The 26,551-nt window shown below is 71.6% G+C and carries 19 protein-coding genes; 7 read left to right on the plus strand and 12 right to left on the minus strand.

What is annotated here, in order from left to right; translation table 11 throughout:
• The first annotated feature begins 146 nt into the window (after window positions 1-146).
• Complete coding sequence (locus ALLO2_RS05435; RefSeq protein ID WP_035730098.1) at window positions 147-1,961, plus strand: bifunctional diguanylate cyclase/phosphodiesterase; 1,815 nt, start codon at window positions 147-149, stop codon at window positions 1,959-1,961.
• Between the two features lie 113 nt (window positions 1,962-2,074).
• Here the strand turns inward: ALLO2_RS05435 and ALLO2_RS05440 are convergent, their stop codons facing one another.
• From ALLO2_RS05440 to ALLO2_RS05460, 4 genes are all read right to left on the minus strand, one after another.
• On the minus strand, window positions 2,075-3,697 hold the full coding sequence (locus tag ALLO2_RS05440; protein ID WP_035730100.1) for a Gfo/Idh/MocA family oxidoreductase: 1,623 nt from the start codon (window positions 3,695-3,697) through the stop codon (window positions 2,075-2,077).
• Window positions 3,694-4,485, minus strand: coding sequence for a protein-tyrosine-phosphatase (locus tag ALLO2_RS05445; RefSeq protein ID WP_011435733.1), 792 nt, complete (start codon window positions 4,483-4,485; stop codon window positions 3,694-3,696). The genes ALLO2_RS05440 and ALLO2_RS05445 overlap by 4 nt, the downstream gene beginning before the upstream one ends.
• A gap of 45 nt (window positions 4,486-4,530) precedes the next feature.
• Window positions 4,531-5,406 carry a TylF/MycF family methyltransferase gene (locus ALLO2_RS05450; protein WP_035730206.1) on the minus strand — a complete coding sequence of 292 codons (876 nt, stop codon included), beginning with the start codon at window positions 5,404-5,406 and terminating at the stop codon, window positions 4,531-4,533.
• A 1,469-nt stretch (window positions 5,407-6,875) separates the two neighbouring features.
• Window positions 6,876-8,081, minus strand: a complete 1,206-nt coding sequence (locus ALLO2_RS05460; protein ID WP_232234899.1) for a glycosyltransferase family 4 protein — start codon at window positions 8,079-8,081, stop codon at window positions 6,876-6,878.
• A gap of 429 nt (window positions 8,082-8,510) precedes the next feature.
• Between ALLO2_RS05460 and ALLO2_RS05465 the strand changes: the two genes are divergently transcribed.
• The 4 genes from ALLO2_RS05465 to ALLO2_RS05480 are packed head-to-tail and all read left to right on the plus strand — an operon-like array spanning window position 8,511 to window position 12,958.
• On the plus strand, window positions 8,511-9,593 hold the full coding sequence (locus ALLO2_RS05465; protein ID WP_035730106.1) for a UDP-glucuronic acid decarboxylase family protein: 1,083 nt from the start codon (window positions 8,511-8,513) through the stop codon (window positions 9,591-9,593).
• A 44-nt stretch (window positions 9,594-9,637) separates the two neighbouring features.
• Window positions 9,638-10,510, plus strand: coding sequence for a hypothetical protein (locus ALLO2_RS05470; RefSeq protein WP_051623794.1), 873 nt, complete (start codon window positions 9,638-9,640; stop codon window positions 10,508-10,510).
• A 26-nt stretch (window positions 10,511-10,536) separates the two neighbouring features.
• On the plus strand, window positions 10,537-12,201 hold the full coding sequence (locus ALLO2_RS05475) for a hypothetical protein (RefSeq protein WP_049760858.1): 1,665 nt from the start codon (window positions 10,537-10,539) through the stop codon (window positions 12,199-12,201).
• Window positions 12,188-12,958 (plus strand): FkbM family methyltransferase, encoded by a 771-nt coding sequence (locus ALLO2_RS05480; protein ID WP_023840571.1) that lies wholly within the window; start codon window positions 12,188-12,190, stop codon window positions 12,956-12,958. The genes ALLO2_RS05475 and ALLO2_RS05480 overlap by 14 nt, the downstream gene beginning before the upstream one ends.
• Here the strand turns inward: ALLO2_RS05480 and ALLO2_RS05485 are convergent.
• The 8 genes from ALLO2_RS05485 to ALLO2_RS05520 all read right to left on the minus strand — a co-directional run bounded on the left by ALLO2_RS05485 (window position 12,942) and on the right by ALLO2_RS05520 (window position 23,556).
• Complete coding sequence (locus tag ALLO2_RS05485) at window positions 12,942-13,946, minus strand: glycosyltransferase (protein ID WP_011435741.1); 1,005 nt, start codon at window positions 13,944-13,946, stop codon at window positions 12,942-12,944. The genes ALLO2_RS05480 and ALLO2_RS05485 overlap by 17 nt on opposite strands.
• On the minus strand, window positions 13,943-14,800 hold the full coding sequence (locus ALLO2_RS05490) for an FkbM family methyltransferase (protein WP_011435742.1): 858 nt from the start codon (window positions 14,798-14,800) through the stop codon (window positions 13,943-13,945). Before ALLO2_RS05490 ends, ALLO2_RS05485 begins: the two co-directional genes overlap by 4 nt.
• 77 nt (window positions 14,801-14,877) lie before the next feature.
• Window positions 14,878-16,920, minus strand: coding sequence for a heparinase II/III family protein (locus tag ALLO2_RS05495; RefSeq protein WP_023840572.1), 2,043 nt, complete (start codon window positions 16,918-16,920; stop codon window positions 14,878-14,880).
• The gene (locus tag ALLO2_RS05500) at window positions 16,917-17,969 is read right to left on the minus strand and encodes a glycosyltransferase family 2 protein (RefSeq protein ID WP_011435744.1); all 1,053 of its coding nucleotides are present in this window, start codon (window positions 17,967-17,969) and stop codon (window positions 16,917-16,919) included. Before ALLO2_RS05500 ends, ALLO2_RS05495 begins: the two co-directional genes overlap by 4 nt.
• Window positions 17,966-18,961, minus strand: coding sequence for a glycosyltransferase (locus ALLO2_RS05505; protein WP_023840573.1), 996 nt, complete (start codon window positions 18,959-18,961; stop codon window positions 17,966-17,968). Before ALLO2_RS05505 ends, ALLO2_RS05500 begins: the two co-directional genes overlap by 4 nt.
• Before the next feature lie 5 nt (window positions 18,962-18,966).
• Window positions 18,967-20,826 carry an FkbM family methyltransferase gene (locus ALLO2_RS05510; RefSeq protein ID WP_035730109.1) on the minus strand — a complete coding sequence of 620 codons (1,860 nt, stop codon included), beginning with the start codon at window positions 20,824-20,826 and terminating at the stop codon, window positions 18,967-18,969.
• Window positions 20,823-22,148: a glycosyltransferase family 4 protein gene (locus ALLO2_RS05515; protein ID WP_011435747.1), complete on the minus strand. Its 1,326-nt coding sequence runs from the start codon at window positions 22,146-22,148 to the stop codon at window positions 20,823-20,825. Before ALLO2_RS05515 ends, ALLO2_RS05510 begins: the two co-directional genes overlap by 4 nt.
• 169 nt (window positions 22,149-22,317) lie before the next feature.
• Window positions 22,318-23,556, minus strand: a complete 1,239-nt coding sequence (locus tag ALLO2_RS05520; protein WP_023840574.1) for a glycosyltransferase family 4 protein — start codon at window positions 23,554-23,556, stop codon at window positions 22,318-22,320.
• A 282-nt stretch (window positions 23,557-23,838) separates the two neighbouring features.
• On the opposite strand from ALLO2_RS05520, the gene ALLO2_RS05525 reads away from it, so the two are divergent.
• Window positions 23,839-26,097 (plus strand): bi-domain-containing oxidoreductase, encoded by a 2,259-nt coding sequence (locus tag ALLO2_RS05525; protein WP_035730219.1) that lies wholly within the window; start codon window positions 23,839-23,841, stop codon window positions 26,095-26,097.
• A gap of 46 nt (window positions 26,098-26,143) precedes the next feature.
• Window positions 26,144-26,551, plus strand: a 408-nt coding sequence (locus tag ALLO2_RS05530) for a GDP-mannose 4,6-dehydratase (protein WP_035730111.1), incomplete at its 3' end; no start/stop codon positions are given.

The raw sequence follows: 26,551 nt of genomic DNA on the forward strand, positions 1-26,551 counted from the left end.
ACGGCGGTGCGGGCCGCCCGTCGGGTAGCCGCCGATGGTTGCGCCACGAGGTCGAGGCGGGGATGGNTGTCCCCGGGAGCACGCGGACCGGCGATGTCGGTCCGCGTGCTCGTCCAGGTCATGGATGCGCTGCGGGCGGAGCGACGATGGTCCAGTCAGTTTTGTTCCGGTCGGTGTTGCCCCGGTCGATGCTGGTCCGGCCGGTCTCGGGGGTCGCCGCCCTGATGGGGGGTGCGCTGGGTCTGCTTCTGGGACTGCTCTGTCTCATCGGCGGATGGGGCGGGCCCGCGCCGTCGCCGGTCGCGTTGTCGTGCGTGGTGCTCGCGGCCGCGGCGTTGTCGATCGCGGTGGCGATCCTCGCCGCGGCGGTCTGGCCGGGTCCGAACGGTCCGGCCGACGCGAACGGTCTGGCCGGTTCGGCCGGACCGGACATCCAGCCGTGGGATCCCCGGGGAGGCGTGGGCCGTGCGTGGCCGCGGCGCGGCGTGGTGGATGAGCTGACCGGGCTGCCGGGCCGACGGTACTTCCTCGACGTCGCCAGCCGTTGTCTCACGGGTGGTGAGCACCGGGCGCGTGGCGCGACGTCCGTGTCGGTGCTGCTCATCGATCTCGATCGGATGCGTGATGTCAACGGGGCGCTCGGGCATGAGCATGGGGACCGCCTGCTTGCCACGGTGGGTTGCCGGCTACGCGGAGCGCTGCCCGGATCGGATCTGCTCGCCCGGGTGGACGGCAACGCGTTCGCCGTGCTGTTGCGCGGCGCCGATGTGGCCCGGGCCGAACAGGTCGCTCGGCGGTTGCGGGAGGTGCTGGAACTGCCCGTTCCACTCGCGGGAACTCCGGTGCGGCCCGAGGCGAGCGTGGGGATCGCCCATGCCCCCGAGCACGGCCGTGGCGCGCTGGAGCTCTTTCGTCACGCGGAGGAGGCGATGTACCTGGCGAAGGGGGGCCGTCACGGGCAGACCGTCTACGCCCGCGACCATCCACCGATCAACCGTGCCCGCCTGCTGCTGCGGGCCGAGGTGCGCCATGCGCTGGACTCCGGCCAGATCGAACTGAGTTACCAGCCCAAGGCGGATCTGCGCAGCGGTCGGATCAGCGGTGTGGAGGCCCTCGTCCGCTGGCGCCATCCGGTCGACGGCGTGCGGCAGCCCGACGCCTTCCTGGCGGAGATCGAACGTGCCGGGTTGATGCCGAAGCTCACCGTGCAGGTCCTCGACCAGGCCTTGGCCGACTGCGCGCGCTGGCACGGCCGGGGTGCCCCGCTCGCGGTGTCGGTGAACGTCCCCGCGTCGGTCATCGTCGACCGCGCCTTCGTCGGCGTGGTGCGGGCCGCGCTCGCCCGGCACCGGCTCCCGCCCTCGGCGCTTGTCATCGAGGTCACCGAGGACTCCCTCATCGTGGCGCGGGAGCTGGCGCAGGGAACCCTGGCGGGGCTGCGCCGGTTCGGTGTGCGGGTCAGCCTGGACGACTACGGCACCGGCTTCTGTTCGCTGTCGTACCTGCGCGAACTGCCGGCCGACGAGGTGAAGCTGGACCGGACCTTCCTGCGTGACCTCGACCGCGATCCGGCCGCGGCCGAGATCGTGCGGTCCACGGTCTCCCTGGCACATGCGCTGCGGTTACGGATTGTCGCCGAGGGGGTCGAAACGCAGCGTTCCTGGACCTCTCTCGCCGCCTGGCAGTGTGACGAGGTCCAGGGGTACTTTGTGTCACGTCCGATGGCGGGGGAACGAGTCGTCGGCTGGTTGCGGGAATGGGGCAGCAGGCTTGCCGTCCATCCCGGGACCGCGCCGCGCGCCGTGGCGGGACCGGTCGACACCTGCGCGGCACAGTCCCCGATCTCCCCAATCGTGGCACCGGCGGTCGAGGCCGTCGCGCCCACGCGGCCGTCAGCGGCGGGACCGGCAACCCGGCGGGCGGNCGGGCGCCGGGTGCCGGCCGACCTTGCGGCGTCCTGATGGCGGGCGATGGCGTGGCGGTCGCACCGGGCCCGTGAGGGCGGTCCGATTCGGGGGTCCGGGCGCCGTCGGCACCAGGACCCCGATGTCCCCGATGTCCGTGATTCCGGTGATCAGGGTTCGGGCCCATCCCGGCCGGCTGCGGCGTCCAGCCGTAGCGTGAGCGCGGCGACGGCGGCGATCTGCCGTGCGTCCTCGCCCNGGGCGCCGGCCACGATGCCCGCGCAGATGTCGCGGTACATGGCCGGGTAGCTGTCGAGCCGGTTGACTCGCCGCCGCCGCAGGATGTGGGACCCGGCCTCCGCGGTGTACTGCGAACCGTCGACGATGGTGGCCGTCACGCCGTTCGCGCGCAGCTGGGACTGTTCCCGCAGACCGTGCCGGCTGCCCCCGGCACTGGTCAGCACGAGCGAGAGGACCGCGTCGTTCTCCAGCTCGACGTACACCGTGAAGGTGTCCGTGCGGGAGCGGGCCACCGTGCTCCGGCGGACCGGCGCGAAGTCGTTGAGCCAGAGGAAGTGGTCGATCCAGTGGCAGCCGTTACTGACCAGCCGGGTGCGTGAGGACGGCCAGCGGTACCAGTGCCGGCGGGGAAGCGGTTCCTCGTACACCACGGCACTGTAGATCAGCGGCTCGTTGCCGTCGGCCAGGCGCAGGTCGGAGCGCAGCCAGGCGTTCATCGGGCTGTGGCGTCGCTGGAAGCAGGCGAACAGGCGCCCGCCGGCGTGAAGGAGTTTCACCAGCCGGCCGAGATCCTCCTCTGTGGTGACAACGGGCTTCTCGACGACGGCCACCGAGCCGAGCCGCAGCGCATCCCGGGCCAGCGGCGCGTGCGTGTGGTGGTAGCCCGCGATGAGGACGACGTCGGCCCGCTCCCCGTCCCGGAGCAGCGCCGCGGTGTCCCAGGAACATCGGTCCGGTCGCCGGGTGCCCAGCTGGACGGGGTCGATCTCATGCACACCGACGAGGTCGAGGTGATCACGGACGTGCGGGACGATCTGCGTCTTGGCATAGTGTCCCAACCCGAACAGGACAGCGGTGGGTCGTCCGGACGCGGATGGCGGGCCATAGCGCCGGGTGCTCTCCGTGATCGGACTGACCCCGGCGAGTGGACGATCCCCGGGGCGGGCCCCGGTCCACTCGGTTGCAAGCCAGGCGACGAGACGGTCGACGGCGCCGGGGTCCACCGGTGCTCCCGACATCGGGGACCAGCCGATGAGCGTGTCGTCCACGGCCGGGAACGCGGTCGCCGGCCGGGCCCGGTAGACGACCGCGGATCGCGGTGGCGGCGGATCGGGGCTGACGAAGCCGAGTGGGTCGGCGGGAGCGCCGGTGGGGCCGCCCGGCCCCACCGGGCGGACGAGGTCCTGATGCAGGACGACGCGTTCCATGCACGCCGGGTGGCAGGGGGCGACGAAAGCGACGGTCGTTCCCGTCGGCGAAGCCGCCCCGCTGACGGGTGGGACCGCCTCGATCAGGGTGCCCAGGCCCATGCCGAAGTAACGCTGGTTGCGGTCGCGTTCCCGCAGCCGGCTGGCCGTTTTGCGGGCGACCGCGCGGATGCCGAACTCGCGGGTGTAGGCGGCGAGGGCCCGGCTGCTGCCCGCCCTGACGAAGAACTGACCGTCCACGGGGAACAGCGTCACCCAGATGTCCGGGCGGATCCGGCAGTGGCCGGGCAGGGGGGTCTCGTCGAGGAAGCCGGCCAGCCACCGGTTCCCGATCAGGATGTTCATCCCGGTGCCGGGGTCCGGTCGACCGGGACATCCGCGAGGCCTGCCGGGCCTGCCGGGTCTGCGGGGTCCGTAGGCGTGACCGCCAGTCGTTCGTGACACGCCTCCGCCAGCAGGGCCATCGGCCGTGACAGCGTCTCTTCGATCATTCGCGCGCAGTTCTCGAACGCATCCCGACCGCCGTCGAGGGGGTCGGCCAGGTCGTCGAGGGCAGCCGGTAGCGCGTGGCCGGCGGCCCGGATCCGCCGGGCCGTGGCGGCGAGATACTCCCCGGCCGCCCGTGTCCCGCCCGGGGGGATGTCGGCGGGGCGGACTCCGGAGGTCACCCGTCCGAACTCGCGCAGGGTGAAGGTACGGCGCATGGCCCGTGGCACAAGGCCCACCACCGTCGAGCGGTGTGCGCGGGTCGCGCACAGCACCAGATCGCTGGCCTGGACCAGATCCGGTGTCAGCAACCTTGCCCGGAAGCCGGACGGGTCGAGCCCCCGCGATGTCAGGATCGCCGCGGCCTGGGGGTACATCGCCTCACCTGCCCGGGCGCATACTCCCGCGCTGCTCACCAGAAGGTCCCCGGCGGGGCTGGGTGGATGCCATCCCTCGGATGAGGACTCGTTACCCCCGGTCCCACCGGATGCCTGCGCGCCGGCCGCGCCGAGGCTGATCTGGTCCAGCGCGGCGCTGAACCGGGCGGCGGCGAGATGCTCGGCCAGGGGCGAGCGGCAGACGTTTCCGGTACACACCATCAGTACTGCCCACGGTCGTTGCCGCACTGCCACCCCTTCCTCCGTCATCCCTTTCCTCCTCTCTCCGCCGGGGTCGGCGGGGCGCGGACCAGCTCAGCGCGACCGCGAGGGCTCGCTCCGGCGCCAGTAGACGCAGGTCCAGTCGACTTCGATGATCGGCTCGGTCACCCCGTGGGCGGCCCGGTAGTCCTCGACTGCCGCCCGGCAGCCAGGAACGGCTCCATAGTCGTCAACGATGCAGAAGCCGCCGTCGGAGAGCTTCGGGTAGAGCGCCGTCAGCGCGTCGGTGGTGCTCTCGTACATGTCGCCGTCGAGGCGCAGGACCGCGAGGCGCTCGATGGGCGCGGTGGGCAGGGTGTCCCGGAACCAGCCGCGCAGGAAACGGACCTGATCGTCGAGCAGGCCGTAGCGGCGGAAGTTGTCCCGCACCTGCTCGAGGGACACCGACAGCTCCGCGTACTCGTGGTGGCGGTCGCCGGTGTCGGCGGCGTAGCGCCCCGGATTGGGCGCGGGCAGGCCGGCGAACGAGTCGGCGACCCAGACCGTGCGGTCGGGGACGCCGTNGGCGGCGAGCNCCCCGCGCATGAGGATGCACGCGCCGCCCCGCCATACCCCGGTCTCGATGAAGTCGCCTGGGACGCCGTCGACGATGACTCGTTCGGCGCACTCCTGGAGGTTGCGCATCCGGCGGTCGCCGGTCATCGTGAGCGCCAGCCGTGGCCAGTCCCGGCCGTCGGTCCGGGCGCCCGGTGCGCTCCTCTTGACGATTTCCATTCCCTGGCTGCGGAAGGCTCGTACCAGCATCCTCTTCGCGCCGGTGCGCGGCTCCCACGCACCGCCGTCCTGACCATCCCAGAGAGAGCAGGTCAGCGTCGCGCGAAGCAGATCGAGGTACCGCACCGAGGTATCGGAAAGATCGTGACGGGCGACGGTCGGGTCGTGCGGGGCGACGGTCGGCGTCGTGGTCATCGTGGCTCCTGATGAGAGGGGTGAGCGCGGAAAGGGGATGGGACCGTGGGCCGTCAGGCTCCGTTCGCTGTCGGGTGAGGCGCCGTCCAGGGGGACGCTGTCGGGTGAGGCGCCGTCCAGGGGGACGCTGTCGGGTGAGGCGCCGTCCAGGGGGACGCTGTCGGGTGAGGCGCCTGCCGCGCGGGCGAGCAGGCGGGTACTGGCCAGGTGCAGCGACACGGCCGAGGCGGNGTAGGNGATCCCCGACACCGCGGCCACGATCGGCAGGCGGCCGTCGTGCAGCGCCGCCGCGAGGCCGAGCACGGTCGACAGCGCGACCGGGACCTGGATGGCAAGCACCGTGCGGGCGGCACGGAACCCGAGCAGCACATGGGTGAGCAGGTAGTCGACGGACTGCGGGATGGTCGCCAGCACGAGGACCTGGGCGGCCGGGGCGGCGGGGGCGAACCGCGTGCCGTAGACGATGCGGATGGCCGTCGGCGTGACGAGGGCGATCGTGCCCGCCACCGCGGCGGCGAGGGCGACGGTGGCGATGACCGCGCGGCGCACCACCCGGGCCCGCTGCCGGGGATCGACCAGGGTGCGGAGCCGGCTGAACATCACCATGCCGGTCGCCTGGCAGACGGTCGTGCAGGCGCCGGCGACAGCGACGGCGACGGCGTAGAAGGCCACCTGCTCGGCGGCCAGGAAGGTGGCGACGAGCAGCATGTCCAGCTTGTAGATGAGCTGGGCCCCGACGACGGTGCCGTAGGCCCCCAGGGCGGACCGCATGAAACGGCGCCGGGGCAGCAGGCGTCCCGGCCGCGCGAGGGCGGGAAGGCCGCCGAGCACCGCCACGTGGTACCCGAGTGGGGGTAGCAGGGCCGTCACGCCGAGGGTCAGCATCCACAAGCCTGGATCGCGGACTCCCCTGCCGGCGAGCGCGGCGAACGCGGCCAGTGTCGCCGCCGCCGGTAGCAACCGGACGAGCTGGAACTCGCCGGTCATCCGACCGCGGCGCTGCGCGAGCCCGGCGGCGTTGGAGGCGGCCACGGCCGCGGCGGTGAAGCAGGTCGCGCCCAGCACGGCGACGGCGTCCCAGGCGGCTCCCCGCCCGGCTCCCGTGCCGCCCGAACGGCCCGGGCCCACAGTGATCAGCATCGGCACCACGGTGAACAGCACCGCGGCGAGCAGCGCCGACGCGACGGTCTGGGTGAGCAGCGGGCCGAGCAGCGCGCGGTCCTCACCGTCATCGGTGACCAGCGTCTGGGAAACACCCAGGGCGAACACCATCGCGAGCATGCCCGCCCAGGTCTGCAGCGCGACGAACTCGCCGCGGGCCACCGGCCCCAGAGCGCGGGCGGCCAGGACGCCGGTCGCGGTCCCGACGACCAGCGTGCCCGCGTTGCCGGCGAGTACGGCGACGGTGGAGCGGGGAAGCCGGCTCGCGAGCGGGCCGGTCATGACGGCCCGGCGGCTGACGGCTCTGGTCATCCGCGCCGAGCGGTGTCGCGCACATGGGCAACGGCGCGCAGGAAGCCGTCCACGGACGCGGCGAGCTCGATGTCGCCGATCACCTTCTCCGACTCCTGGGCCATCCTGGCCAGGACGTCGGGGCGCGCGCGCAGCTCCCCGAGGATCCGTGCGAGCGCGTCCACATCGCCGACCGGGTGAACCCGGCCGTTGCGGCCGGGACGGACGTCGTCGGTCGGGCCGGTGGAGCCCACCCGGTCGCTGACCACCACCGGCAGGCCGCAGAGCACCGCCTCCTTGACCGCCAGCGGATGCGGATCCCGCTCGGCGGGGTGCAGGTAGAGGTCGCTGGCCGCGTACAGGCGGGGGAGCCGTTCCTGGTCGGCGAATCCGACCATCCGCAACGCGCCGCCGAGCTCGGCGGCCACCGCATCGAGAGTGGCGCGCAGCACTCCGTCCCCAGCCATGATCACGATGATTTCCCGGTCGACCGGACCCCGGGGCGTGCGGGNGAGGATGCGCAGTGCGTCCGCGATGTCGAGGGGGCGCTTCCGAGAGATCATCTTTCCGGCGAACAAGGCGACAAGGGCGTCCGGGGCGATGCCCAGCTCGGCGCGGATCGCCGTTCGATGCTTGTCCCGATGCGCCAGTACGGCCCGCAGCGCCGTCTCATCGGTGGGATACGGCGTGCGGAACATGCGGGTGGCGGGGACTCCATAGTGGGCCAGGTACGCCTCGTTGTTGTCGCCGATCGTGAGGAATGCGCTCACTGAACGCATCAGGTGGGGCAGCGTGAGCCGTTTGACGGCGCGGACGGCTGGGGTTCGCTGGCCGAGGAGCTCGCTGTCACTGATCATGAGGGCGGGTACGCCTCGTCGCCGGCACCAGGCGAGCGCCGCGAGGGAATGGGCGTACCGGTATCCGTAGACGAGCACGCATGCGGGGCGCAGTCGGTCCAGGGCCGCCCAGGTCCGGGTAACCATCTGCCGGGTGACGTCGGGCTGCCGCCAGCCAGGGCGCAGCGGCAGGTCCGCGATGAACTCGTGGTGATAACCGGTTACGACGTCCGATTTCCACTGCACGTCGAGGCCGAAATCCGCGTCGAAGTAGCGTTCCAGGCCCGATCGGGACAGGAAGAGCACCCGAAGATCCACCTCGTGTTCGGTCAACGCCCGGTACAGCGGCGCGAAATGCTGGATCGCGTGCGATACGACGACTGCCACCGTCGTCGACCTGGGGACGGAGGTCATGAGCCGGCTGTTCCTCCTCGCAATGACCGCTGATCGGACCGGGTGGGCCGTGCGCCAGTACGAATCGATCCGACTCTGTCACTCAAAGTATTAATCGAGCAACTGTCTGTAGATGCGTGTCGTGGGTCGCGGATCGCGGGTGCCGAGTGGCGGTGGGGCCTGAGTGGCGGTGGGGCCTGAGTGGCGGTGGGGCCTGAGTGGCGGTGGGGCCTGAGTGGCGGTGGGTGGCGGTTGCGGCGTCATCGGGTGGAGACACGCGGGTTCCCCGCCGTGGTCGTCCTCCTTCTATCACTGTCAGTGATAGAAGGAGGGCTGTCCGAGGGGCGCGCAGTGTCGTTGTCGACCGATGGCGGTACGTGACGCCCATGGCCCGGCTTTCCTTACTCACGGGTGGTGGTTGGAGTGACCAGGCGGGTCGTCGTCGCCGGCGGGGCCGGCTTCCTCGGAAGCCATCTCTGTGACCGCCTGCTGGCTCGGGGNGCCGAGGNGATCTGCGTCGACAACTTCCTCACCGGCCGGCCGGGCAACATCGACCATCTTCGGAGGCATGGCGGGTTCCGCCTGCTGCGGCGGGACGTGACCGAGCCGATCGACGTCACTGGCCCGGTCGACGCCGTGCTGAACTTCGCCTCCCCCGCGTCCCCGGTGGACTATCGGGCCCTGCCCCTGGAGACTCTGTCGGTCGGTGCGTCGGGTACCGCGAACCTGCTGGATCTGGCATATCGCAAGAACGCCCGGTTCCTTCTGGCCTCCACCTCGGAGGTCTATGGCGACCCCCGGGTCCACCCCCAGCCGGAGGAGTACTGGGGCCACGTCAATCCGATCGGTCCGAGGAGCATGTACGACGAGGCCAAGCGCTTCGCCGAGGCGTTGACCACCGCCCACCGCGCCACCCACGGCACGTCCACCGGGATCATCCGGATCTTCAACACCTATGGGCCGAGGATGCGCGCCGACGACGGGCGTGCCATCCCGACCTTCATTGCGCAGGCCCTGCGTGGCCAAGCCGTCACCGTTGCGGGCGAGGGTCGCCAGACCCGGTCGCTGTGCTACGTCGACGATCTGGTGGAGGGGGTCGTGCGCATGCTGGACAGCGACCTTCCCGGTCCGGTGAATCTCGGCAGTCCCCAGGAGATGACGATCATTGATGCGGCGCGGCTCGTCGTGGAGGTATGCGGGGCTGACGTCCCGATCACCTTCGTTCCGCNACCGCAGGACGATCCCACCGTGCGCTGCCCCGACATCACGCTGGCGCGGGAGGCGCTTGGATGGCGACCCCTGGTGGACGTACGGGACGGGCTTGCCCGCACCGTGGCCTGGTTCCACGGACGTGTCGAGCGGCCGCGGTCCCCGTGGCTGGTGCCCCGTCAGGAGCCGCCGGCAGGCTCGGACGTGCTGGGCGGTGACCGCGACGGGTTCACCGTGCGGACTGGTGAACCGGGGCTGGCGGTCAAGGTGGGTGAGGACGACGCGACGGATTCGTGACCTCAATCCATTGCTCTTTGTAAGACGTCGACTACTTTAAGTATGTGACCCAGGATGGCTCTGGAAACCTCGCGGCGATCTCCGGGCATCGTGCCGGTCCGCTGCGCTGGCGGCTGGCGGGACGTCTGGCCGCGGGCCTTCCCAGCCTGCGCGGTCGTGGCTGGCCGACCCGATGGATGCAGGACCCTGCGAACACCTACAGCGGTCCCCGCTATCGGCCACCAGCGCTCGCGCCGGTGTTCGACGCGGTTCTGCGCCCCGGTGACTGTTGCTATGACGTCGCTGCTGGCCTCGGGATCTACACCCTGTGGGCGGCCGGGGTAGTGGGAGCGGCCGGCGAGGTGCATGCCTTCGAGGAAGCACCGCGCACCGGGGCGACGCTCGCGGCACTGGTCGAGCGCAACCGGCTCTCGAGTGTCCACCTGTCCAGTGCCGCGGTGGGTGCCAGTGCCACGGTGGGTGCCAGTGCCGCGGTGGGCGTCGCGCCCATCCCGGGCGCGACGCCCATCACCCTCGATGCCCACGCCGCGCGGCACCGACCGCCCGCCCTGGTCAGGATCGGTGGTGAGGCCGAGAGCCTCGACGTGCTGCGCGGCGCCGGTGAGCTCCTACGGGCGCATCGGCCGGCCCTCCTGCTGGCGATGCCGCCCCGCCCCGCCCGCCGCGGCGGAGACCGTTCCGGCGAGAACAGCCACCGCGGCGAAGGGGATCGGCGGGCTGCCGGGGAGAATCCCGGTGAGCTGGTCTCGCTGCTGGCCGCCGCCGGCTACCGGATCCTCAATCTGAGCCGGCGCGGGCTGACCGGGCAGGGCGTCTTCTCGCCGAACGTGCTCGCGCTCCACGACGGCTGGGAGCGTTTCGAACAGGTCGCCGTCACCCTGCGGCGTACGCCGCTGCCCCGCGACCGGACGGCGTGAGGTTCGGGCATGCCTGATCTTCTCTGTTGGCGAACTCTCTGCTGGCGGACGTCCCGGGCCGCCTGCCCGCTCGCGGGATGTCCGCGGCGCCACTCAGGTACGCCTGCCGGCGACGCCTCGCCGATCCCCTCGGGTGCGCCGTGGTGATCGCCCCGGCCGTGCCGGGTGGGAGGGTTGCCCACGCCGTCCGCCGTCCGCCGCTGCTGTGGCTGATGATCGTGATGGTCGGCGTGGTGCCGTGGTTCGTCGAGGCGCTCCGGCTGCCGTCCGAGCCCGACCGGGTGGTCCTGCGCTCGGTGGCGTTCACGTTCGAATGCCTCGCCGCGCTGCTCCTGGTCGGTGCGCGAGCGGGGCGTGGTTACGGGCTGGGGTTGTTCCGTCTCGGCCCCTGGTACCTGCTGTGGACCGGGATGTCGTTCGGGCTGGTGTCACTGGTCTGGCACACCCCCCAGCTGGACACTCCGCAGATCCATCTCGACGGCGTGCTGCGGGCACTCGCCCTGGCGAGCCTCGCCCTGCCGCTGTGGACCTGCGGATACCTGCTCGGCCCGGGCCGGCTGGTGACGCGCGCGGCCACCCGGTTTGCCACCGCGGCGGCGCCCGGGACCGGTACCCGGCTGCGCGACCGGAGCGTGCTGTGGATCCTGTGCGGGATCTCGGTGGCGGCCCGGGTCCTGCAGATTCTCCTGGGCCAGTATGCCTACCTGGGCGACGCGTCCCAGAAGGTCTCCGAGGCGAGTGCCTACGCCCAGCCGCTCACCCTGCTCGGCGGCCTCGGGATGTCCGCCCTGCTCATCGCCGCCGTCGATCTGGCCCGGGGCAGGGAAGACGGGGGCGGGGGGCGTCGGCGGACCTTCGTCGCCCTGCTGTCCGTCGAGATCCTCTTCGCTGTCGCCAGCGGGATGAAGGGGGTGTTCGCGACCAGCGTGTGGGGAGTGCTGATCGCGTTCTCCGTCGCCCGCGGCCGGCTTCCGATGCGGTGGATCGTCGCGGCCGCCGCCATCTTCGTCCTCGTGCTGATTCCCTACAACGCCTCCTACCGGGCCCAGGTACGCGGCCAGAGCCACACCATGGACGCTCGGTCGGCGGTGTCCATGGCGCCGACCGTGCTGGGCCGGACGCTGTCCGGGGACGCCCCCGCGGGGGAAGGCCCCGGGGAGTCACCGTTGGAGTACCTGACCTCGCGGATGCGAGGCATCGACAGTCTGGCCATCGTCGTCCAGCTGTCTCCCGACATCGTTCCCTACCGGGACATCAACGAGCTGTTCCTGGCTCCCGTCCTGACCGCCGTGCCCCGGGCGGTCTGGCCCGACAAACCGATCAGGGCCACCGGCTACGAGTTCAAACAGCAGTACCTCTCGGGGAACGCCCGGATCTACTCCGCGGCCGCTGTCTCCCCCCAGGCCGACCTCTATCTGCACGGGGGCTTGCTTCCCCTGCTGGTCGGCATGGCACTACTGGGCGCCGGTTTCCGACTGATCGACGAGGCGTGGGACCCGATGAAGGATCTACGCTACATCGTGATCTTCGTTCCGCTCTTCCTCCAACTGGTCAACTCCGAGAGCAGCGTGGGGGACCTCCTCGCGGCGTTGCCCATCCAGCTGGCCGTGCTGTTCCTGACGGCACGCTTCGCCTACGGTGGCGCCCGGCCCGCAACGAAGGGAAAAAATCTTGCTTATGGACGCCAGTGATGTTCTTTACCGAACCAAGATCTCGATCGCCGGTGCCCTGACGTCCCCGGCGGTGGGAACGGTCATCGCGGCGGCCACCCGCAACCGGGTCCCCAACCACGGGCTGCGTTTCGACGTGGCTGACCGCGACTTCACCCCGCAGGCGCGGGCGGCGCTGTTCTGGCGGCTGTACGAAGGGGCCGAGATCCGGATGATCCGCCGTCATCTCACGACCTCGGGCACCGTCGTGGAACTTGGTGCGAGTCTGGGCATCACCAGCGCGCATATCGCCTCGCGGCTGGCACCCGGCTCGCGGCTGGTGTGTGTGGAGGCCAATCCCCACCTCATCGAGGGCCTCACGCGACGCCTGGCCGCGTACGCCGGGCACATCACCCTGGACGTGGAGAACAGGGCGATCACGCAGGCCGTGGGTCCGGTGGCGTTCGCCCTCGTCGGGAACAACCTCGGTTCCCGGTTGTGGGACGACGCGTCACGGCGGACCGTCACCATTCCGGCGGCCACGCTTCGGGACCTGCTGGTACGCAAGAGGATCGCTGAGTTCGACCTCGTCAGCGACATCGAGGGTGCGGAGGCGTCGTTTCTGCTGGGGGATCCGGGCGCGCTGGACCGGTGCCGTCGAGCGGTGTTCGAGATGCACGACACGACCTTCGAGGGACGGCCCGTCACCGCGGCGGACCTGCTCGACGCCGCGCGTGGACTGGGCTTCCAGGTGGTCGACCGCCACGGAGTGGTGGTCACGCTCAGCCGGGACGGGTGAGCTCCCCCGTGCCGGCAGCCTTCTCCCGCCGGTCGACTCCCCCCGCGGGGTCCGACGGACCGATCGGCCGGTCCTGGGCCGGGCGAGGACGCGGGACGGAGCGGGCCTCGCGTGTCCACGTACTCCACCGGGACGCCCGGGGTTCCCCGGGCAGGGTCTGGTCGATGTCGGGGATGCGGGCGAGACCGTCCACGACGCCGCGCAGGCCGCAGTGGACGCGGACGATTCCGCGCCGGCGCACCAGCTCGGACACGGCGACCCGGGGCAGCACCGCCAGGAGCAGCCAGGCGGTCACCAGCGCCACCTGCCGCGGGCGGCCGTGGATGCGGGCGAACCACAGCCGGTTGCGCACCGTGTAGTAGGTGTAGCCGTTGCCGGGTACCGTCCCCCCACCGGTGTGCCAGGCCTGGGCCGGACTGACGAGGACACGCCACCCGGCCGCCCGAGCGCGCTGGCAGAGATCCACGTCCTCGTAGTACAGGAAGTACCGAACGGCCATCGGCACCTGCCGATGACACTCGGCCTTGACAAAGGTGATCGCGCCGGTGACCCACGGCACGTCATCGGCGTGGTCCGTGGGGGTCCGGCGGGCGCGCGGCACGGTGAAGACGCGGGTGAGCCCGGCGAAGCCCGGATGCAGACCGTCGGCGTTGACCAGAGTGGGTCCGACGATGCCCACGCCCGGGCGGGACAGTAGTTCCAGACAGGCGTCGACGGTGGCCGGCACGAGCTGGACGTCATTGTTGAGCAGGAGATAGCAGTCGGTGGCCGGATAGGCGTCACACGCGTGCCGGAAGCCGCCGCCGAAACCGAGGTTGCCGGGGGGGACGAGCCAGGCCGTCTCTTCCCCGAGGCCGTCGGGTCGTCCTCGCAGGTCGTTCGCCACCACGACGACCTCGCTGATCTGAGGCATCGCCGCCAGCTGCGCGGCCAGATCCATCGTCGGCCCGGTCGGCCCCCAGTGGACGATGACCGCCGTGGTCCTCATGCGCGCACCAGGGGCTCGGGAACCTGCCCGGACGCGGGTCGCGGGGTGGAGGGCGGGACGTCTGGCACGGCCAACGTGGACCAGGGTGCCGCCGTCAGGGGCCGCCGGGCCGGCGGCGGAACCTCCGCGTCGACGATGCGGTACCCGTGCCCGCGCAGCAGGTCGCCGACGGCCTCGGCGTTGCGTCCGGTGACCTCGCAGATCACGGTCGGGCGGATGTCGCCCAGAAGCCGGCGCCCACCGCTGAGGACCGCGTGCTCGGCCCCCTCCACGTCGATTTTCACGACGTCCGGTGCCGGGAAATGGGTGAGCAGGCCGTCCAGGGTGAAGGTCGGCACGAGCTGTGCCGCGCGGGTGCCGCCGGTCTGGCTGCTGCCGAATCCGTCCAGATGGCTGGTCGCGCGGTTGCGACTCGCGATGTGGAACGTGCTGATCCCCGGGGCCGCACCGACCGCGGCGGGCAGGATCTTCACCGTGGCGCGGCCATCGGTGGCCGATGATCCGCCGTGGCGTGGTGACCGTGTCTGCGACCGGCGCAACATCCCGACCAGCCAGGTGTCGGGCTCGACCGCGACGACTGTGCCGGACGACGTCGCGGCGGACGCGGCGGCGAAGGCGAACAGTCCCACGTTCGCGCCGATGTCCCAGACCACGTGGCCGGGGCGCACGACCTCGCCGACCAGGTCGGTCAGGACCGGATCGACGGCGGCGAGACTGGGGCGCAGATACTTCAGACCCGCCTCGGAAGAGACGTAGATGCGCGTCGCCTGGAAGGGAGGCGGCAGGCGGCGGGCCACCACCAGATGGTGGGTGAGCCGTTCCGCGAGAGGGCGTAGGACGGACAGGGTCGGCACGGTGTTCTCCCGTCGGGAAGTTTGTTCGGTTTCGTGGTGATTCGGTGCGACCGGGGCGGGTCAGGTCCGGGTGTGCGTCAGAGGCGGGCGGGCGACGATTCCGTGTCGCCGGAGCGCAGGTTGCCGGAGCGCGGGCCGCCGGAGCGGACTTCGTGGACGACCGTGGTGCGTACCGCGACAGGCAGCTCGGCATCGATCACGTACGCGGCGGTGTACGCCGGCACCGTACGGCTCCATCCGACCGCCCGGCGGGTGGAGCGCACCACCCACCGCCCCGGTCCGCCGGCCCGCAGGACCAGCCGCCCCTGGGAGGTGGTCACCGTGAGCGCATCCGTGGCCCCGCTCCGGGTGGCCGCGTTCCGGCTGGTCCCGATCGAGGTGGTCCCGATCGAGGTGGTACTGGTTCGCCTGGTATCGGCCGCCGCGGCGGTGACGGACACCCCGGGGGCGAAGTGGAACAGCACCTCGACGTGGTGGCGGCCCTCCCCGGTGATCCGATCGTCGACGGACAACCCACTCGGGTCGAGTCGCCACGTCCGCCAGTGCACGGGTCGCCCGGGAAGGTGGCGGTAGCCGTCATGGCCGGCGGCCAACGTCGCCACGTTTTCGTGGTGGCACATCGTGACAAGAGTGGGACGGGCCCGGCGGCCCGCCCGGAACGCGCCCCAGACCTCGGTCGAGTCGGCGTGATCGACGATGACGGTCGAGTGGGCGGCGGTACCGCGTTCGGCGTCCCGATCCGGTCCGGGGGCGTAGGTCGAGGTCCCGGTATCCACCAGGAGCGGCCGGCCGTCGTGCCAGAGCAGAAACGCGAGGGTGTCGGCGTGGGCGTGGGCCGGAAGGTCCTCGGGACAGGGCAGGCCCACGTCGGCGAGCAGATGCCACGGTCCAGCCGTCAGCACGGCGAGACCGCTGTCGACCAGCAGAAGGGCGTCGGCCCGGTCAGATGCGGGCGTCCGCGGACGGGGCACGGTCCCCACGGTCGACTGCGACGTCGAGGTGGGCATCTCGGCCAGGCGCGGTGCCGGGATCGGAACGGGACCCGGACCCTGGACTGCGATCGGCGTCGGTCTTACCGGAGCCGGGAGAAGCAGCCGCAGAGCCTCGGCGGGCACCGCGAACCCGTCGTTGAGCGTGGGAACCACGCCGTCCGGTCCGAGTACGGCCGTCAGCCAGGCCCGCATCCTGCCGGCCGCGTCGAGCAGGGCGCCGGACACCACGTGGCCCGCCGCGGTGAGCAGCCCGGCGACGTCGTCGAGGTCGGCCAGCACCTGACAGTGATAGGTGGGGGAGCGCTCGTAGTGTCCACCGTCGCTGAGGACCTGCCGATCGAGCTCGCGCAGCAGCGCGTCGACCCATCGTCGGCGGCCGCGGGCGTCGTCATCGGCGACCGCCAGCCCGATCAGCGCCTTGTAGTTCTTCAGCAGGTGGTTCCCGCCGACGTCGGTCTCCAGATGAGTGCGCAGGAAGGACCGGCAGACGCCGAGGTCGGCGAGGACCGCCATCTCGGCGGGCGTTCCCCGCGCGAGCCGGGGCCACAAGGCACACAGCGTCCAGGCCCGGAGTGACACGACGTAGGGCGACCAGGCAACCGGATCGCCCAGGGCCACCGAGGTCCGCCAGGCCAGATACAGCCGGGCGAACATCGCGGGCCCCTGGACAGCCTCGGTGGTGAATGCCCATGCCCAGTCCCAGTAGTGCAGATGGTAGCGCCACAGCAGCGGAGCGTCGGCCTGCCTCCAGTCCCATCGGGCGGGGGCCGCGGCGGCGCCGGCCCCCGCGGCGGCGCCGGTCGTGGGGGTGGGGGGTACGGGGGTTCCAGTAGCGGGAGTGTTGGAGTCCCGGGGACACAGATCGCGGGAGTGACCGAGCAGGGTTAGGCGGCCCGCGACGATCTCGTCGAACATCGGCCGAGCCGGCGGGCATCTGCCGTCGAACGGCAGGAACCCGATCGGCCAGGATTCCGCTGGCGGCCTGCCGCGCAGCAGCATCTCGCCCAGGCCCGGGTGGCGACTCAGGACGGCCCGTTGCCCGCGCAGCCGGACACGGGCACCGAGCTGGACCGGTCGCAGTCCCGCGGTGGTGCGCAGGTAGCGACCGAGCGGAACCGACGCGGTCACCGGTGAACGGACCGAGTCAGTGCGCCGATCGTGAGCTCATACCAGGCGTAGTAGAGACAGAACAGCAGCCCCTGCCGCCCATCCCGCCATCCGCTCCGTAGCAGGTACATGTAGCAGAAGAGGACCGCCGGCTTGGCCGGAACCAGCGGGAAGATCACGTCCCTCGCGATGGTCCGGGTGAGCGGTCGGGTCGACCCGGTGGGCCGGCGCACCTCCTCGCGGACCCGCGCCAACCGCTCCCGGACAGCGGGCTGCGTCACGCGGCGCGCCGCCTCCAGTTCGGCGTAGCGCACGTGCTTGCGTAGCCAGGCGGCGAGTCCCTTGTGGTCCTCGTCGATCAGGTCGGCGGACAGCCGTCCGACCTCACCAGTGACCACGGCCCGTTCGCTGTAGGTGACGGCGGCGTCGAAGTACGCCACCCGCCGATCGAGCAGCCGCGCCTGCCAGCTGTTCGCGTACCACCCGCAATGCGCGATCCAGCGGCCTTCGAACACCAGCCGGCGTCGTTGGCTGTAGGCCGCGCAGTCCGCCGTCCCCAGCCGGGCGGCGATCTCGGCGGCGAGCGCGGTCGACACCCATTCGTCGCTGTCGAGGAAGTACACCCAGTCGTGGGCGATCCCCGGGTTGGTCATCGCCCACTGCCGCTGGCCGGCGAACCCACGCCAGGGCTCGTGCCAGACGGTCGCACCGATGGCGCGGGCCAGATCCGCGGTGCCGTCGGTGGAACCCGAGTCCACGACGACGACCTGTCGACACCAACCGGCGGACCTGATCGCCCGGACGATGTTTGGTGCCTCGTTGTGGGCGAGGATGATCGCGGTGACGGGAACCGATCCCGGCGCCGGCTGTGGCTGTGTCGATCCGGCGGGGGCGGCGGTGTCATAGGGGGTCGGCCAGTTCGCTCGGCGCGGGGTTCGCGTCGTTGCTGGTTCTGGCGCGGCTGGTTCTGGCGCGGCCGGTGCTGGCGTTGCCGGTTCTGGTGCGGCCGGTGGTGCCGCGGGGAACGACGGGCCCTGGCGCGGCGGGATTCGGTGGGTCTGCGTCGTCACGGTGAGCTCTCTCCTGCGTCGAGCAACCAGTCGAAGTAACGCGTCGGATCGAAGGGGTTTCCCGTCTCGGGCCGTGGTGTGAACGTGAGCGCCGTGCGCAGCGCCACGGCGAGATCATCCGCCGACTCCCGGGAGTACGGCACCAGAACCGGGCCGGCCACCTCGCGGTTGTGTGAGGTGTCGCGGGCGATGACGGGTATCCCGGCGAGCCGTGCCTCGGCGAGCGGGTAGCCGAAGGACTCCATCGTCGTCGGCTGCAGCAACGCGCCGGCATCGCGTTGGTGGGCCCGCAGCTCGGCCGGCGTCAGCCGGCCCACGAACCGCAGCGTCCGACAGTGGGACAGGCCGTGTTCGTGGGCCTCGCGATCGGTCGCGGTGACCGTGATCGCGAGGTGGGCTCCGATCTCCTCCTGAAGCCGGGTCGCGGCGGCATCGACCATGCGGAGCAAGTGCCCCATCGGTTTGAACGGCGCGAACAACACGGGACACAGAAACCGGCCCGGCGTACGGGCCTGGGGAGGGGTCGGATCGGGGGACAGCGGATGGGGCCGGACCACCAGCCTGGCGGACAGGCTAGGAAGTATGGTGAGAACCCGGTCCGCCATCGTGGTCGTCGGTACGACGACCACGTCCGCACGACGGGCGAACAGCCGCACGAGACGTGCTGTCCGTGCCACGCCGTCGGGCAGGCCGCCGGGTAGCCGCCGGGCCTCCTCCGCCGGCAGGAAGTGCAGCACGTTGCGCAGCAGGACCCACCGTTCGCCGCGGGTCGCGAGGAAGCCGACGTTGTTGAGGGCGATCGCGCGCGCGTACCGCCCAGGCCGCTCCCGGCGGGCGAGCCAGCCCGGTCCGATCCGGCGATCTCGGCCGACCAGATGGACCTGCAGGCCCGGCCGAAAACTCAGGTAACCGTCCAGTTCGGTCAGGAACCGCAATGCCCCGCCCATCCGGGCACCGGCACAGTCGACCAGGATCGGGTGGGTGCTGGACATCGGCCTCACGCCGAGACACCCCGCGGTGCGGGGTCGTCGACGAAACCGGGCTCGGATGACGGGCGGCTGCCGGGTACCGACACCGGGCGACCGTCGGGCTGCGCGGACCCGCGGATGGCCCGGGTCGTCGATCGGGTCCGGCGGGCGTAGAGGTAGCCCGACGCCGCGTCGCCCAGATGGGCAGTCGGCACCAGGTCGTTACCGAGCAGAGTGACCTCGAAGCCGTGCCGGACCAGCAGGTCGTCGAGCGTACGGGGATCGCCGAACCCGGTGTGCACCTCCATCACGATCCGACCAACCGCGTCCAGCCATCCAGGCTCGTCGAACAGGGCGAACTCGGAGCCTTCGATGNCCAGCTTGACGAGGTCGNCCTGGTCGNCCCCGCCAGCCTCGAACACCTCTGCCATGGTGAGGACGTCGACGTCCCCGTCCCAGTGTGTCGCGTTCCGGCGGGCCCGCGGATCGGCGAACACGCCGGCGGTCGGACCGACCAGGGCGTGGAGCAGCTGGATGTGGTTCGACACACCGTTGCCGGCGGCATGGTTGATGAAGGCGGGGGCGAACCCGCGCTGCGCCTCGACGGCAATCACATCGGCGCCCGCTCGCGCCGCGAGCACCGAGAACAGGCCCTGGTTTGCGCCGAGGTCGACGACGACCTCGCCGGCCGCCGGCGCGTACCCGGGGAGGGCGTGGTAGACCCCGCGGCAGTACATCTCGCGCGCGCCGCCGAACGCGGTGCCGGGCAACATGACCGTCACCCCGGGCAGCGGCCGGTAGGTGTGGCCGCCGGTGGCCATCGCCCGGTCGGCGGCATCCAGGTTGCCCGCCCGGCGGATGGTCGGAGCATGCCGGGCCACGGCGGCACCGAAGCGCAGCGCCGTCGGGGGACCAGCCACCCTGGCGATCCGTTGGAGGTCCTGGAGCAGCTGGGTGGCCTGGTCGATCCGGAACATCCGGGTCTCCGTTCGGTCGGGAGAGCGGCTTGGGGTCACCCGATAGGGTGATGAGGTGGCCTGCGCCGCGATACCGGCCGCGAACGGCCGCGGACGATGGTCCAGGTCGCGGCGGGCCGCGTCGATCGCGAACGCCTTGTCCTCGATGAGCCGGGCGATCTGTTCGGCCTTCAACCTTGGCGAGGACACCCGCCGCTCGTAGGCGCGGGTCACGGCGATGACGGGGCGGACCGGCACGGGCACGCAGATCACCCGCCGGCCGACGGCGGCGCCGGCCGTGATCACGACCTGCCGGAACGTCAATGCCTCCGGCCCGGCGACGTCATAGGCGCGTCCGATCGCCGCCGCGGTCGTCGTTGCGCGCAGCACGGTGCGGGCCAGGTCCTCGACGTGCACCGGCTGCTGCAGATGATGCCCCCCGCCGGGGACCGGCAGCACCGGAACGCGCCGGAGCAGCGCCAGCAGCCGGGCCATGTTCCGGTCGTCGGGACCCCCGTAGATCATCGTCGGTCGGATGATCGTCCAGTCCAGCCCGCTCGCCGCGATGGTCCCCTCGGCCGCTACCCGGATCCGCTTCGAGGGTGGATCGAGCGTGGTGAAGATCCCGGTGGTGGAAAGGAAGACGGCCCGGCGAATGCCGGCCGCACGGGCGGCGGTCACGATCGTCTCCGCATGGCCGAACCCGAGTGAGGCGATGTTGATCAGCGCCTCGCAGTTCGCCTCGCGGAACGCCGGGAGCAACGTCGCCGGATCGTCGAGGTCACCGCGCACAGTCCCCGCGCCGTGTCGGCGCAGCTTCGTCGCCGCCGCGTCGCTGCGCGCCAGCCCGACGACCCGGTGTCCGTCCGCGAGCGCCCGGTCGACCACCCGGCTTCCGAGGAAACCGGTGCCACCGGTGATGAGGAACCTCATGCGACCACGTCCGGTGCAGGTACCGGTGCAGGTACCTGCACCGGTGGGGAAAGGGTCGTCGGTGGAGGCGGCGCCGGGAACGGTGCGTTGTCGAACAGCAGCGTCTGGTACCGGCGGGCCAGATCGTCGCGATCGTAGTGGGCCTCGACGTGCGCCCGCCCGCCGCGGGCCATCCGCGCCCGGCGGTCCGGGTCCGCCGCCAGGACCAGGATCGCCTCCGCCAGCGCGGCCGAGTCCTCGGGGGGCACGACCATCTGCCCGGCGGCAAGGAGGATCCGGGCCGCCTCGCCGCGGACCGCCCCGATCACCGGGCGGCCCGCGGCGAGGAACTCGAACATCTTCGATGGGATGAACGTGTCGAACATCGGCACGTCCCGCAGTGGGACAACGCAGATGTCGGCGGTCGCGACGACGGCGGGTACCTCCTCGCGGGCAACCCCGTCGCGCAGCACCGTGTTGGCCAGTCCCAGGCTCTCGACGTGCCCGACGAGCCTGCGTTTCTCGGCCCCCTCACCGACGAAGGCGAACCGGATCGGCCGGCCGGTCACCCGGGCGGCCGCGTCGGCGATCGAGGTCAGTCCGTGCGAGATGCCGTGGGCGCCGAGGTAGAGCACGAGGGTGTCGCCGTCGGTGGCGCCCAGCCAGGCCCGGATGTCGGCCGAGGCCGCGGTCGTCGGGTGGAACCGGCGGAGGTCCACGCCGTTGGGAATCACGTGCACCTTGCGCGGCGCGATGCCTCGTCGCACGATGTCCTCCCGGAACCCCTCCGTCACCGTGACAACGGCGTCGGCGGCCCGGTAGGCGGCGAGTTCGAGGCGTTCGAGAACGCCGAGGACCCGCCGGTCGGTGAGGACGCCGAGGTGCTCGAAGATGGCCGGCCACAGGTCGCGGACCTCCACAACCAGCCGGGCGCCGCGCAGCCTGGCGAGCAGCCAGGCCGAGCCGAGGGGAAAGAAGGTCGGCGAGGACACCACCACCACGTCGGCCGGGCCGGCGGGCCGGCCGCCGAGCAGGACGCTGGTGACCATGAACGACAGATGACCGAGGGTCTTGCGGGCGATCCCCTCGTTGGGAGTGGCATAGAGCCAGGTGCGTACGACGCGGTACCCGTCGACCCGCTCGGTCCGCAGCCAGGCGCCGCGATAGGCGGCAGGGATCTTGCCCGTCGGGTGGTTCGGCATGCCGGTGAGTACGGTGACGTCGAGCCCGTTCGCCGCCCACGCGCGTGCCGTCTCCGACAACCGGGACTGGGGAGCTCCGGTCTCCGGGGGGAAGTAGTGCGTCACCAGCAGGACGCGCGACCGGACAGGAGAGGGGACCACCGACCTCGACCTCCAGTCGCCCTTTACATACTTCACCATGAGTAATGTATTGTATTCTGTGAGTGACTAAACGTAGGCGATGTCGCATCGCGTGTGTCGCGCTTCGTATCGATCTCATTGCCATCCGTCGTCGTTGTCGGCCGCCTGGCGGTCGCGGGGTACGAGCCGATCAGTGGCTTCGACCGGCATCCCCCAGTGGCCGGGTCCCGTCGGTCCGGTCTGTCCTGTCCGGGTTCGTCGGCCGGCGTTGCGACGGGATCGCCGCGACTCCGGACGCGGCCGGTGTGGGGGACGCGGCCGGTGTGGGGGACGCGGCCGGTGTGGGGGACGCGGCCGGCATGGGGGACGCGGCCGGCATGGGGGACGGGTGCGGGCGGGCGGGAACGGCGCGCGAGTGGCGGGCGGAGTCCCGTCCCGCCGCGACGCGCTGTGGAGCGTTCAGGTACCCGAGGAGCACCAGCCCGGCCGCCGTGTCGGCGAGCAGGCGAACGGGCAGTGGTCCGTCCGCGGCGAATCCCAAGGCGACGAGGACCGCCGTCAGGACGCCAACCAGCCCGGTCACCCGGGTGTGTGACCACCCGGCGGTGGTGAGTCGCTGGTAGGCATGGGTGCGGTGGGGCAGGTACCACTGTTCCTTCGCCCGCACCCGGCGTAGCAGAGTCCAGGCGGTGTCGGCCAGGTACAGCGCCGTCGGTGCCAAGGCGGTCTCCACCGGTATTCCCGCCAGGACCGCCCGCACCGCCAGGAGCGCGATCGCGGCTCCCAGCGAATAGCTGCCCACGTCCCCGAGGAAGATGCGGGCCCGAGGAAAGTTGAACGGGCCGAAACCGAGCGCCGCGGCCGCCGTGAGAGCACCGCCGGTCGTGATCGCGTCCACGTGTTGGACGGCTCCGAGCACCGTGAACGCCGCCCCGGCCAGGACCGCCGTCGTCACCGAGATGCCGTTGATGCCGTCCATGAAGTTGAAGACGTTGACGAACGCGGTGATCCAGACCGGTGCGATGATCGTGACGAGCAGGACGGTTGTGCCGCTCGGAACCGGGTCGTCGAGCACCGCCCCGCGCACCGCCGTCACCGCGACGACGGCCGCGGTGACGTGCAGGGCCAGCCGGCGCGGCGGAGCGATGCCGCTGAGGTCCTCGACGAGTCCGATCAGGCCGAACGGGGCGATGCCGATGGTCAACGACAGCAGGTCGCGGGCGTCGCCGGGCCCAGGGATGCACACCGCCAGGCCGATGCCCGCGAACAGCCCGAGGACGACTGCGATACCGCCGCCACGCGGGGTCGGGACCTGGTGCGAGGACCGCGCGGTGACCTCGTCGATCGCCGCCATCCGACGCATGCCGACGATGACGATCGGGGTCGCCGCGAGGGTGACGATGCACGCGGCGGCCGACGCTTCGAGCATGCCGTTCCTCCGGGTCTGACACTTCGAATGGGCGAGGCCGATGTTCATCGCTGAATGTAATGCATCAACTACACTGCGCAGCATGATGCGAGCGTGGGCGCCCCCGACGCCCTCACTTCCCCCGGTCGTACCGAAGACTCGGGCCGACACGCCGGTACGGGTCCGCGCGTGGGTGCGGGTCCACCTGCCGGCGCCGACCGTCGGCCGGCGCGGCGGCGCCCTGGTGGCGTGGTGAAGCAGGTGGCGTGGTGAAGCAGGTGGCGTGGTGAAGCAGGTGGCGTGGTGAAGCAGGTGGTACAGGCGGCGTCCGGCGGGGCGGTGCGCGTCGTCGACGTTCCCGTGCCGGTCATCGGTCCGACCGAGGTGCTGGTGGCGACCGTTGCGACGATCGTGTCCGCCGGCACGGAACGTGCCGTTACCACGCTCGCCCGCTCCGGGCTGCTGACCAAGGCGCGGGCCCGCCCGGACCTTGTCCGCAAGGTCGCGGAGAAGGCGAGGACCGACGGTCTCATCCCGGCCGCGCGTTCGGTCCGGGACCGGCTCGGCGCCGACGTTCCCCTCGGCTACAGCGGATGTGNTCGCGTCGTCGAGGTGGGCTCCGCGGTTGACCGCATCCGCCCCGGTGACCTCGTCGCCACGGGTGGGGCCGGGCGCGCCAACCACGCCGAGTTCCAGGCCGTTCCCGGGTTGCTCTGCGCCCGGGTGCCGGGCGGGGTCGACCCGGGGGCGGCGGCGTTCGCCACGATCGGCTCTATCGCCCTGCACGGGCTGCGCCTGGCGGAGGTGGGCCCCGGGGCGAAGGTGGTGGTCGTCGGGCTGGGGCTGGTCGGTCAGCTCGCAGCCCGGCTCGGGCTCGCCAGCGGATGTGACGTCGCCGGCATCGACCTTGCCGATCTGCCGCTGGTCACCGCCGAGGCGAGCGGTGTCCGTGCGCTGCGGGAGTCCGGCGAGGCCACCACCGCCGCGGTCCGCGCATGGAGCCGGGGCCGTGGTGCCGACGCGGTCCTCATCTGCGCCGCTGGTCGCTCGGCGGAACCGGTCATGCGGGCCACCGCGCTGGCCCGGGACCGGGCGCAGTTGGTCGTGGTGGGTGACGTCGGACTGGGCCTGCTTCGCGCGCCGTTCTACGACAAGGAGCTGACGCTGCGCTTCGCCCGCTCCTACGGACCGGGCCGGTACGAGCGTGGCTACGAGGAGTGGGGGGTTGACTACCCGGCCGGGCAGGTCCGCTGGACCGAGGGACGCAACCAGGAGGCCGTGCTCGACCTGCTCGCGGCCGACCGGCTGCGAGTTGATGATCTTGTCACCCACGCCTTTCCGATCGACGCGGCGCCGCGGGCCTACGAGATCGTCGCCACCCGCAGCGAGCCGTACCTGGGGATCCGTTTCGACTACCCGGCGTCGGCTGCCTCCGAACGGGTCGGGTCCGAACGGGTCGGGTCCGAACGGGTCGGGTCCGAACGGGTCGGGTCCGCGGTGGCCGGGGCTGCACTGGCGCACAGCGCGGGCCCGACCCGGGACCGGTCGGTCAGCCCGCGGCCGCGGGTGCCCCGCCAGCGATCCGCCCCAGCGGGACGTCGGGGCAGCCGGGTCGGCTGGATCGGGGCCGGGACGTTCTCCGGATCGGTTCTGCTGCCCGCCTTCCGGGCGGCCGGGTTTGACCAGTTGGTCACGGTGGCCTCCGCCGGTGGCCGGTCGGCCAGGGCCTTCGCGGACCGGCACGGGTTCGCCGGGGCGGTGGCCGGCGCCGACGCCGTGCTGGACGACGACGACGTCGACGTGGTCGTCATCGCGACGCCGCATGCGACGCATGCCGACCTCGCCGCCCGGGCCCTGGAACGCGGTCGGCACGTATGGTGCGAGAAGCCGCTCGCGCTGAGCCTCGACGAGCTCAACCGGGTGGAGAAGGCGGCGGCGACCGGCGGCGGGGTGCTTGTCGTCGGATACAACCGGCGTTTTTCCCCGGCGGTCACCGCAGCTCGCGCGGCGCTGGCCGACCGGGATGGTCCTCTNACGTTGAGCTATCGGATCGCCGCCGGGCCGGTGCCGGCCGACCACTGGTACAACGACCGGGTCCAGGGTGGCCGGCTGCTCGGTGAGGTCTGCCATTTCGTCGACACCTGTGCCGCGCTCGCCGGCAGCGAGGTGGACACGGTGACGGCGCTCGCCGGGCGGGAGGCCGAGCTGTTGCTTGCTCCCGATGTGGCGGTCACGCTCCGGCATGCCGACGGTTCCCTGTCTGCCATCTCCTACAGTTCCGCCCGTCCCCGCGGAGTGCGTAAGGAGCACCTCGAGGCGCTGGCGGGCAGCCGGCACGTCCGCATCGACGACTACCGCGAACTGGTGATCGATGGACGTTCCACCTGGAAGGGGCCGCAGGACAAGGGGCATCACGCCGCCGCGGCGGCCTTCCTGCGGATGTGCCGCGGCAGCGACACCGGTGTCACCGCGGAGCTGCTCGCCTCGAGCCGGGCGACCCTCGCGGCCGCTGACGCGCTCGGTGCCGAGGTACCGCGAAGCCCGGCCCGGCTGGGTTCCTGAATAGCTGGGAACCCGGCCGAAGATTTTTTCGACGAAAGGATTCGACGTGCCTCGCGCGCTGATTACCGGGATTACCGGTCAGGACGGGTTGTATCTGGGCGAGTTGCTGACCGCGAAGGGTTATGAGGTGTTCGGGTTGGTGCGGGGGCAGTCGAACCCGAAGGTGGCGACGGTGGAGCGGCTGGTGCCGGGGGTGGTGTTGTTGGAGGGGGATCTGACGGATCTTCCGTCGTTGATCGGGGCGGTGGAGATCTCGCAGCCGGACGAGGTGTACAACCTGGGGGCGATCTCGTTCGTGGGGTTGTCGTGGAAGCAGGCGGAGCTGACCGGGGAGACGACGGGGATGGGGGTGCTGCGGGTTCTGGAGGCGTTGCGGATCGCGGGTGGTAACGACATGTCGGGGGTGCGGTTCTATCAGGCGTCGTCGTCGGAGATGTTCGGGAAGGTGCGGGAG

Origin of the sequence: Frankia sp. Allo2 (assembly GCF_000733325.1) — a bacterium.
GTDB classification, from domain to species: domain Bacteria; phylum Actinomycetota; class Actinomycetes; order Frankiales; family Frankiaceae; genus Frankia; species Frankia casuarinae.